Origin of the sequence: Microbacterium sp. BF1 (assembly GCF_019279095.1) — a bacterium.
GTDB lineage: Bacteria > Actinomycetota > Actinomycetes > Actinomycetales > Microbacteriaceae > Microbacterium > Microbacterium maritypicum.
Map to the genome: position 1 here is coordinate 1 of NZ_JAGYWT010000683.1, position 1,028 is coordinate 1,028.

At 65.3% G+C, this 1,028-nt stretch carries 1 protein-coding gene; it reads right to left on the reverse strand.

The window, feature by feature from the left end; translation table 11 throughout:
- Positions 1-908: IS481 family transposase (locus KZA10_RS16010; protein WP_218683380.1), on the reverse strand; the 908-nt coding region annotated here is incomplete at its 3' end.
- Positions 909-1,028: the final 120 nt, after the last annotated feature.

Genomic DNA, 1,028 nt, shown 5'->3' on the forward strand with positions numbered 1-1,028 from the left:
ATCCAGGCGGGTAGTGCTGCTCGCCGTTCGGTCTCTGATTCGTAGAAGCGTGCGTAGGCCCATCCGTCGGCGAGGGTGCGGTGGAATCGCTCGATCTTCCCGTTCGTTTGCGGGCGGTAAGGTCGGGTTCTTTTGGGTCGGATGCTGAGCGCGGTGCAGGCGTCGGCCCAAGCGTGTGAGCGGTAGGCGGAGCCGTTGTCGGAGAGCACCCGCTCGACGGTGACGCCGCGGGCGGCGAACCAGGCGACCGCGCGGTGCAGGACGCCGATCGCGGTGGCCGCTTTCTCGTCGGAGCAGATCTCTGCGTAGGCGACGCGGGAGTGATCGTCGATGACGGTGTGCAGGAACGCTGTGCCGATGAGTGGGCGGTATTGGCGGCCTCTTTGTCCGGTTCTCAGTGCCTGCGCGCGGCCATTGGCCTTGCTCTGCTGGCGGGTGAGGAACCTATGCCCGCCGCCGTCGGGGATGTTGCCGAACTTGGTCACGTCGACATGGATCATCGACCCTGGATAGTCATGTTCGTAACGACGGATCGGCTCCCCGGTAACCCGATCGATGCGGCTGAGTCGGTTGAGCCGACAACGCACCAACACGGCGTGGACGGTCGAAGCAGGCATGCCGAGCTCACCGGCGATCTGCGCCGGTCCTAACCGGCGTCGCCACCGGGCTTTCACGATCCGCCTCACCACCGCCGGAGGCGTTCGGGCGGGCATCGACCTCGGACGACTGGAGCGGTCGATCATCCCGGCCGGTCCTTCGGCGCGGAATCTCGCCGCCCATTTGCGGGCCGTAGGCGGCGAGACCATGAACATCTTCGCCGCGACCGCGACCGTCCACCGGTCCTCGACAATGAGTTTCGCGAGCCGTAAACGAGCGCGAGGAGTGAGAGCAGCGTTAGCGTGGGACACGAAGGCCTCCTGTGTTGCGTGAGCGGTTTCTAGACAGCTCCACTCTCGCAACCGGAGGCCTTCGTCTCTCAACAGCTCACGCGCGATTCACGCAACAACGTCCCTGGACATCACAGCTAG